The sequence below is a fragment of the Candidatus Bipolaricaulota bacterium genome, from assembly GCA_021159055.1.
Lineage (GTDB): Bacteria > Bipolaricaulota > Bipolaricaulia > UBA7950 > UBA9294 > S016-54.
The window spans coordinates 1-7,063 of record JAGGSO010000015.1 but is presented as its reverse complement, the minus strand read 5'-3'; the positions used below and the strand labels follow the sequence as shown (position 1 = coordinate 7,063).

Annotated in this window: 13 protein-coding genes and 1 other annotated feature; of the genes, 8 read left to right on the top strand and 5 right to left on the bottom strand. The window is 53.2% G+C overall.

Features of this window, described 5'->3' with window-relative positions:
- Window positions 1-85: 85 nt before the first annotated feature.
- A protein-coding gene (locus J7J55_00930; protein ID MCD6141277.1) for an IS3 family transposase occupies window positions 86-1,314 on the bottom strand; the annotation gives its coding sequence in 2 pieces (ribosomal slippage) (window positions 86-1,026 and window positions 1,026-1,314; 1,230 coding nt in all).
- Window positions 920-1,036: a sequence feature (AL1L pseudoknot), on the bottom strand. Its footprint overlaps the gene before it by 117 nt.
- Before the next feature lie 142 nt (window positions 1,315-1,456).
- Here J7J55_00930 and J7J55_00925 point away from each other — a divergent pair.
- The 3 genes from J7J55_00925 (at window position 1,457) to J7J55_00915 (ending at window position 2,536) form a co-directional block, all read left to right on the top strand.
- Window positions 1,457-1,693: a DUF2281 domain-containing protein gene (locus J7J55_00925; GenBank protein MCD6141276.1), complete on the top strand. Its 237-nt coding sequence runs from the start codon at window positions 1,457-1,459 to the stop codon at window positions 1,691-1,693.
- Between the two features lie 193 nt (window positions 1,694-1,886).
- Window positions 1,887-2,162, top strand: coding sequence for a hypothetical protein (locus tag J7J55_00920; protein ID MCD6141275.1), 276 nt, complete (start codon window positions 1,887-1,889; stop codon window positions 2,160-2,162).
- Window positions 2,159-2,536, top strand: a complete 378-nt coding sequence (locus tag J7J55_00915) for a hypothetical protein (GenBank protein ID MCD6141274.1) — start codon at window positions 2,159-2,161, stop codon at window positions 2,534-2,536. The genes J7J55_00920 and J7J55_00915 overlap by 4 nt, the downstream gene beginning before the upstream one ends.
- A gap of 273 nt (window positions 2,537-2,809) precedes the next feature.
- On the opposite strand, the gene J7J55_00910 is transcribed toward J7J55_00915, so the two are convergent.
- Together J7J55_00910 and J7J55_00905 are read right to left on the bottom strand one after the other, a co-directional pair.
- Window positions 2,810-3,082 carry a type II toxin-antitoxin system RelE/ParE family toxin gene (locus J7J55_00910; protein MCD6141273.1) on the bottom strand — a complete coding sequence of 91 codons (273 nt, stop codon included), beginning with the start codon at window positions 3,080-3,082 and terminating at the stop codon, window positions 2,810-2,812.
- Entirely contained in the window at window positions 3,076-3,294 is a 219-nt protein-coding gene (locus J7J55_00905) for a hypothetical protein (GenBank protein MCD6141272.1), read from the bottom strand. Before J7J55_00905 ends, J7J55_00910 begins: the two co-directional genes overlap by 7 nt.
- A gap of 596 nt (window positions 3,295-3,890) precedes the next feature.
- On the opposite strand from J7J55_00905, the gene J7J55_00900 reads away from it, so the two are divergent.
- The 4 genes from J7J55_00900 to J7J55_00885 all read left to right on the top strand — a co-directional run bounded on the left by J7J55_00900 (window position 3,891) and on the right by J7J55_00885 (window position 5,655).
- A complete protein-coding gene (locus J7J55_00900) occupies window positions 3,891-4,250 on the top strand; it encodes a nucleotidyltransferase domain-containing protein (GenBank protein ID MCD6141271.1) in 360 nt (119 codons plus the stop codon).
- Window positions 4,243-4,722, top strand: coding sequence for a hypothetical protein (locus tag J7J55_00895; GenBank protein ID MCD6141270.1), 480 nt, complete (start codon window positions 4,243-4,245; stop codon window positions 4,720-4,722). Before J7J55_00900 ends, J7J55_00895 begins: the two co-directional genes overlap by 8 nt.
- Window positions 4,723-5,213: 491 nt before the next feature.
- Window positions 5,214-5,429 carry a type II toxin-antitoxin system HicB family antitoxin gene (locus J7J55_00890; protein MCD6141269.1) on the top strand — a complete coding sequence of 72 codons (216 nt, stop codon included), beginning with the start codon at window positions 5,214-5,216 and terminating at the stop codon, window positions 5,427-5,429.
- Between the two features lies 1 nt (window position 5,430).
- The gene (locus tag J7J55_00885) at window positions 5,431-5,655 is read left to right on the top strand and encodes a type II toxin-antitoxin system HicA family toxin (GenBank protein ID MCD6141268.1); all 225 of its coding nucleotides are present in this window, start codon (window positions 5,431-5,433) and stop codon (window positions 5,653-5,655) included.
- Between the two features lie 180 nt (window positions 5,656-5,835).
- Here J7J55_00885 and J7J55_00880 read toward each other — a convergent pair whose 3' ends face one another.
- A complete protein-coding gene (locus J7J55_00880; protein ID MCD6141267.1) occupies window positions 5,836-6,255 on the bottom strand; it encodes a type II toxin-antitoxin system VapC family toxin in 420 nt (139 codons plus the stop codon).
- The gene (locus J7J55_00875) at window positions 6,252-6,506 is read right to left on the bottom strand and encodes a ribbon-helix-helix protein, CopG family (GenBank protein ID MCD6141266.1); all 255 of its coding nucleotides are present in this window, start codon (window positions 6,504-6,506) and stop codon (window positions 6,252-6,254) included. Before J7J55_00875 ends, J7J55_00880 begins: the two co-directional genes overlap by 4 nt.
- Before the next feature lie 319 nt (window positions 6,507-6,825).
- Between J7J55_00875 and J7J55_00870 the strand changes: the two genes are divergently transcribed.
- Window positions 6,826-7,063: nucleotidyltransferase domain-containing protein (locus tag J7J55_00870; protein MCD6141265.1), on the top strand; the 238-nt coding region annotated here is incomplete at its 3' end.

Sequence of the window (7,063 nt, the reverse complement as noted above, 5' to 3'; positions counted from 1 at the left end):
TGCGACAAGGTCGCCGGGGGACCTCGATCCCCAACAGGACCCCATTTTGAAGCTCTGAACCGCCCCGGCTTTTCCGGAGGCTGTGTTACGTGAGTCCGGCCACAATGGCCGAAGTCTTCTGCTTCTCGTAGTATACCTCCTCAAACTCCGCCGGTGGAATGTTCCCGATTGGCTCAAGCAGCCGTCGGTTGTTGAACCAATCTACCCAGTTGAGGGTTTCAACCTCGACGTGGTCAACGTCGCGCCAAGGCCCCAGGTGGTGGATCACCTCCGTCTTGTACAACCCGATGATCGTCTCCGCAAGCGCGTTGTCGTATGCATCTCCAACACTGCCTACTGAAGATTCAATACCTGCTTCAGCTAACCGCTCCGTGTAATGTATGGATAGGTACTGAACACCACGGTCACTGTGGTGCACCAGATGCTCGCTGCCAGGACGAGCATAGAGAGCTTGCTCCAGTGCATCAAGAGCAAGATCGCTGCGTAATGATTGCCTCACCCGCCAGCCTACAATCATCCGTGAGAATACATCGATGATGAATGCAACGTACACGAAGCCCCTCCAGGTTGCTACGTAGGTCAGATCTGCTACCCACAGTTGGTTCGGACGAGTAGCCGTGAAGTCCCGTTGCACCAGGTCCGCTGGACGCGCAGCCACCTCCTCGGAGATCGTGGTTCGATGCTTCCGCCCCCGAACGGCCCCTGCCAGACCTAACCCGTGCATCAATCGCTCTACCGTGCACCGGGCTACTTTGATGTTCTCCCGTTGCAGTTGCCGCCATACCTTGCGCGCTCCATACACCCCGCGGCTCTCGTGCCATACCCGCTCGATCTCCTCGCACAGGACGGCGTCGCGACGAGCACGCTCTGGCAACCGAGAAGGGTCAGCCTGGCGTACCTTCTGTTCGTAGTAGGTTGACGGGGCGATCGGCAGTACCGCGCAGATCGGCTCGACCCCGTAACTATCTCGATGCTCATCGATAAATGATGTCATCGCTTCGGTCTCCGGTCGAGCTCCGCTTGGGCGAAAAAAGCCGCTGCCTTGCGAAGAATCTCGTTCGCTCGACGGAGCTCACGGTTCTCTCGCTCAAGTTCCTTGATATGAGCTCGCGCATCGCTTGTCAATCCTCCCCGCCGGCCCGTGTCGATCTCGGTCTGACGCACCCACTTCCGTAGCGTTTCCGCGGTGCAGCCAATCTTCTCTGCAATCGAGACGATCGCTGACCACTGGGAGTTGTACTCACGCTCCTGTTCTAGTACCATCCGAACTGCCCGCTGTCGCACCTCTGGAGAATACCTGCCTGTTTTTGTCATGTCCCTATCCTCTCAACAATTGGACTCTCCGGCAACCCCGGGGCGGTTCACCCCTGTCATCTGAGCAGTTGCCTAGACCCTCGTCTGTTGCCATAATGGGGTAAGAGGATTGTGCCATACTGGATGGGAAAGGAGAATCATTATGACTGCAAAGGCTCTAAAGGAGCGGTTGATCGAGGAAATAGGGAAACTTCCGAAAGATCGCCTTCGGGAGGTTTTTGATTTTGTGGAGTATCTCCGAACAAGGGAGGAAAATGGAGCTGCGACGAAGTCACCTGAGGACCTCGACCCCCAACAGGACCCCATTTTGGAGCTCGTCGGAATTGCAGATGTAGAGCCTTTCTCCCAGAATATCGATGAGGAGCTCTATGGAGAATAATGCGCGGCTCTTTCTACGTTACGGGGACCTTTCCAATATGGCGCAGCTCTCCAATCTTATCTGCAACATCAAACTGGACGAGGTCTACCACCTGAGGACACAGTCTTATTAGGCTCGCTAAGGTGAGCTTGATTGGCCGTCCTTTGGTCAACTAGCTATACTTGGATTGGGGAGCGAAGCTGGGAGGTGGAATATGGCAACATTGGAAAAGCTTGCGAAAGATCTCCATATGAAGCCGGACGAGCTGATAAGGGAGAGCCTCGGAACATTCCTGCGCCACAGACTTAAGCTCATCGAGGCAGAGCTCTTCCTCTTGGCCAAGCGATACGGAGTAAGTGATGTTCAAGAGTTCGACAGGGCGATCCAGCAAGGAAGATTCCATGAACAAGATTCCTTCGAGGACTATTTTAAGTTTGATAATCTCGAAGCGGAAAGGGATTTACTCCTGGAGTACTTAGAAAAACTATGATGCCCACCCCGGAAGATTTGGCAAGAATCGCCGAGGTCGAGTTCGCCGACATTGTGGACAGCACAGAGATGATGGGGACCAAAATGCGTATAGTGCTTGTCGAAGGTGGATTTGTCGACGTTTGGTTGTCTAGGAAGCTGGAGGGTCGGTTTGGTTTCCATTGGGAACATGAGGCTACCGGTCGTTCCTATCGTTATGATAACTTTCCCAATACTAAATGGAAACATGTTTCTACCTATCCATATCACTTTCACAACGGTTCCCAGGACAATGTGGTTGACTCCTCTCGTTTTGGGCGTGACATTATGGATGGCTTTAGGGATTTCATGAGATGGGTGAGATTGAAGCTGGGCGATGAAGAAGGAGATGACTAAAGATGAAGAGGGCCCTTATCACAGGCATTACAGGCCAAGACGGTTCCCGGAGCGCGCATGGGGGTTAGGTCTTGCGATACAACAGTTAAATTGTTCTTAATTTAGCATAAGTGTGTTATTACACATCTTGAGTTTTGGCATTCCGGGTGACTGCCGTTCCACCTGCTTGGCAAACTGCAATCCCCCCCGCGCAAGTCACCCTCGACCGCATGCTCCGGGAGACCGAGAGGATCTACCGAGGGATAATCCTTGGCAAGTGACTGCTGTAAGCGTTTAGGGCTGTTTGTAAATCTCCTGTCGGTGCCCTATAAGATGAACATAGATGGTTCTTTTTTCCCGATCAAACGAATAGAGCACCCTGTAGCTTCCGACACGGAGCTTGAAGAGGCCTTTCAACTCGCCACACAAGGGCATTGGGCTAAGGTTTTCGAAATTTTCGGCAAGCCATTTCAGCTTCTTAAGAACTCGTTCAGCAATCGGTTTGTCAAGGGAAGCGAATTCATCGGCAGCTTCAGGAAGAAATCGAACCTGATAACCTCTTACCAAATCAGCCCTACCCGTTTTGCTACTTCCTCAACCGATATGCTCGTTTCACCCTGCCGAATGCGTCTCAAAGAGCGCTTGAGCCGTTCCCGGACCTCCGGACGCAACTCGAGCCCCTCGTCTGGATCTCCGAAAAGCTCGAGCAATACTTCCTCAACGGCTTCCCGAACCACCTCCTTGAGTTCATCCTTCGTGATACCACCCAGATTCATCATCTTTTCCTCCTTTATCATTTTGATCATCTCAGAAGGCAATTGCAAGGTAGCCCTTTCACCGGGCCATGCCGGGCGGAATCATTCATGAGGTGTCCATTAGCTGGCTGGCCAGCCAGCCGCGAAAAGGTCCTCGCGGGAGCTCACCCTCGACCGCATGGGCCGGGAGACGGCAAGGAGTTCCCCGTCCGCATAAAATGGGGCCTCCTTGTTTAAACTCCTGGGACTGACTATGATGTTCAGTGGGGTGTAGGATGAAAGTTCACGAGTATGATCCACAAACGGGAGACTGAAAGCTCCATCCATCTCTCGTTCCCGCACAGCGAGAGACGGTGCTTGCGACCTTACGGGATCGCTTGCTGGCGTTTAATACCTGGAAGTTCCGTACAATGGTTGTTGGAGCGGTCAACCAAGGGTTGGGCTACAATGTGGCTAAGGACAACCCGGGGATCACTTGCGTTGGTCGGTTCCTCTGTGCATGAGGCTTGGAAGAGCTTCCTCAGCTTATTTCTGTGATTGCTGGTTGGTTTGTAGATTTGTATACTCACTCTGTCATTTTAAGGGAGGAGTGGATTTAGCTATCACGGGAGGAGCGGGATATGTCGCGCCAATATGCTATAGGGTGGAGAGAAAGGTTAAAAGCGGAACAGGAGCATCGGCGTAAGCGGTTTCAAAGAGCCATTACAGCTGCGCAGAGGTGCGCGCGCCTCCTTTACGAAAACTATGGCGTGACTAAAGTTTACCTTTTCGGCTCTTTGAGAGATCCCAAGACATTCCATGAGAAGTCCGATATCGATCTTGTAGTGGAAGGGTTACCTCCCCACCTTTACTTCAAAGCATTGGCCGAGCTTTGGCGGCAACTTCCACCAGGCATAGAATTGGATCTAATCCCATTTGAAGATGCTGATCCTGAACTTCGTGAGCGGGTTCTTAAGGAGGGGGTGTCCCTGAGTGGATAGGTTTGCCGCCCTAAAGGCGGACATAGACCGGGAAGTGCGTAATCTAGAGCGGCTTACCCGCGAAATGGATGAAATCTTGGGTGGAACTCCTGAGGGATCAGCGGTCAAAGTTCGTGCGGCTGGAAGCGTTCTCCATGATTTCTATACGGGGGTTGAGAAGATATTTCGCCGAATCGCGACCAGAATAGACCAGGATCTACCAACAGGAGAGAATTGGCACATTCAATTGCTCCAACGAATGGCGGTGCCAGTGGAAGGGATTCGTCCCCGAGTAATTGATGAGCAGCTCGAAATCGATCTAGAAGAATATCTCCGTTTTCGTCATCTTTTTCGCAATGTATATGGGTTCGAGCTCAAATGGGGAAGATGTCAGCCGTTGGTGGAAAACCTGGGCAAGATCTTTACTAACTTCAAGGAACAAGTTGATAGATTCAAACGTTTCTTAGACTCCATTGAACAGGGAGGTGAATGAAAACCGCTTGCAAGAAGTAAAGAACCCCGCAGCAAGCTGCGGGGCATTAGAGGTCTAAACGTGGAGTGATCCTCATGTTGGAGTTTGATGCATTGCCTCGCCGTCATATGGGTATCGGAAGACATCGTCGCACACAAGGTGCGATGGGACGGGATATTCGACCTGCCGTAGCGGCGGGTCCTGTACCCGCCGACCCGTTTCAGGTTGCGACGGGACGAACTCCGCAATTTTTCGTAGTGGCGGGGCTTGTTCCCGACGATGACGTCGCACACAGGTTGCGACGCTACAAAGGTGGTTATTCTTTCGTCGCAGATAAACTGCGACGCTACAGAATCGTCCATTTCGTCGGGCTTTATGCCCGACGGTCCAAAACCCCGGATCGATCCGCCTGCGGCAAATCTCCGTTTTCCCCCGTAGTTCGCTGCGGGGTATCAAACGGAGGTCTTTTATGAGATCACGATGCATGAGGAGGTGTTGCAATGAGCAGGGTATTGACTTACAAAGTCGTATTCGAGCCGGCTGAGGAGGGCGGCTACACCGTCTATGTCCCTTCCCTTCCAGGCTGCATCAGTGAAGGGGATACCTATGAAGAAGCGCTGAAGAATATCAAGGAAGCGATCAAAGGGTGGATCGAGGTCTCCAAGCAGTTCGGTGATGAGATCCCACCAAGTGATGTGATCATCGACACCGTTGAGGTATCCGTGTGAGATGAGCAAGCTGCCGGTTGTCTCGGGAAGGGAGGTCGTCAAGAGGTTAGAGAAGATCGGTTTTGTGTTCGTGCGGCAATCAGGAAGTCATATGGTGTTGCGCCGGGAGAAACCTCCAAAGATGACCATATCCATTCCCGATCATAAAGAATTGAAGCGAAGGACTTTAAAGAACATCCTGCGCCAGGTCGATCTCACAGTCGATGAATTCGAGAGGCTTAAGTAAGATGGCAGAGTATCCGGAGTCTGGTTTTGACTTTTGACATTTAGCGCGGTATGCCACAACCTACCAAGCCAGCCGCGAAAAGGTCCCGCGCAAGTCATCCTCGACTGCATGCTCCGGGAGACCGAGCGGGTGTGCAAATTGCGGGAGAATATCTAATTCCAAACCATCTCGCCAGAGCATCTATGGGAATGTGGCCGGGTCGATTCGGCGCACTTCCTTTACCTTATCAAATCCTTTATCCGCTGTGATAATTTCGTGGACACCGTAGCGCAACATCACCGCTAGGTGAATCAGGTCCCGCGGGCTCAAAGAGGGGTACCCTTCGGCCAACTCGCGTGCTCGTTGTACATCCACGCCCTCTATGGGGAAGATATGGCCCAGCATGATGCGACGGAAACGGTCAAACACCTTGAAGCCTTTCTCCCTCTCGCCGATATGCAAATACCGATAGAGGATTTCCTGGAGCACCTCCGCGTCGGTCACGGCCTCAAGTTCCCCAGCGGCTACGGCACGGATCACCCGCCGTGAGGGCTCCCGGAGGGGATGTGAAGTCCCAGCCGCATACATGGGAATGTTCGTGTCGATGAAGACCGGCTTCATGACTTATTGAGCCCGAGGTGAGCTTCCTCTATCTCTTTCTTCATTTTCGGCCATTCGGAGACGGGAGCTTCTACCTGGAACAACTCCTCAGCCGCCTGAATCCGGGCCTGCCGGTCTCCTATAAGTGAGGATTCGATGGCCTCCCGCACGAGTTGCGCCACCGAAACCCCCTGTCGTTGGGCCTCCTGCCGGAGCAACCGCATGAGCTCCGGGGGAAGTCGCAACTCAAGCCGTTCCGTCAGCGTGGCCATATTTACCTCCGTATACCGGTTCCGTTTACCGTAATAATTATAGGGGGATGGTCCATGGTGCACAAGCGGGAGCATTTGGGGGCAAGCCTCGATTTTTGACATCAAGTGTGGTATCTCCCACCTTACCAAGCCGGCCGCAAGAAGGCCCCGCGGGAGTTCACCCTCGACCGCATGCTCCGCGAGACGGAGAGGGTGCGCGGGAGGTGCTGGAAGGCCAACGGGCCTGAGCCTTCGCCCTTACGCCTACGAAGTTGAAAGACAAGGCAGCAAGCTGGTCTTGCAAAGGGTTGGCCACCGTGCTACCTTGTAGCAGGAGGTGATGATGCCTCGCTTTTCTACCTGGCTGCTCGATCAAGCCATCGCTAAGGAGAGGGAAAGGCAAGAACAGCAACGGCGGGAGCGGCTCGGGGCTGCCTTTCAGGCCCTCGAAAAGCTAGCCCGCCAGGTTCCCTTCCAGGAGGCTTATATCTTCGGCTCGTTGGCCAAACCTCATCGGTTTTTCAAAGATTCCGATATCGATATCGCCTTTGTGGGGTTGAAAGATGAGGACTTCTTCC

Excerpts from the sequence above, each read along its gene's own strand:
- J7J55_00880 (MCD6141267.1), bottom strand. The coding sequence starts at position 6,255 with ATGAAGCCGGTCTTCATCGACACGAACATTCCCATGTATGCGGCTGGG.
- J7J55_00925 (MCD6141276.1), top strand. The coding sequence starts at position 1,457 with ATGACTGCAAAGGCTCTAAAGGAGCGGTTGATCGAGGAAATAGGGAAA.
- J7J55_00905 (MCD6141272.1), bottom strand. The coding sequence starts at position 3,294 with ATGATGAATCTGGGTGGTATCACGAAGGATGAACTCAAGGAGGTGGTT.
- J7J55_00920 (MCD6141275.1), top strand. The coding sequence starts at position 1,887 with ATGGCAACATTGGAAAAGCTTGCGAAAGATCTCCATATGAAGCCGGAC.
- J7J55_00915 (MCD6141274.1), top strand. The coding sequence starts at position 2,159 with ATGATGCCCACCCCGGAAGATTTGGCAAGAATCGCCGAGGTCGAGTTC.
- J7J55_00885 (MCD6141268.1), top strand. The coding sequence starts at position 5,431 with ATGAGCAAGCTGCCGGTTGTCTCGGGAAGGGAGGTCGTCAAGAGGTTA.
- J7J55_00900 (MCD6141271.1), top strand. The coding sequence starts at position 3,891 with ATGTCGCGCCAATATGCTATAGGGTGGAGAGAAAGGTTAAAAGCGGAA.
- J7J55_00875 (MCD6141266.1), bottom strand. The coding sequence starts at position 6,506 with ATGGCCACGCTGACGGAACGGCTTGAGTTGCGACTTCCCCCGGAGCTC.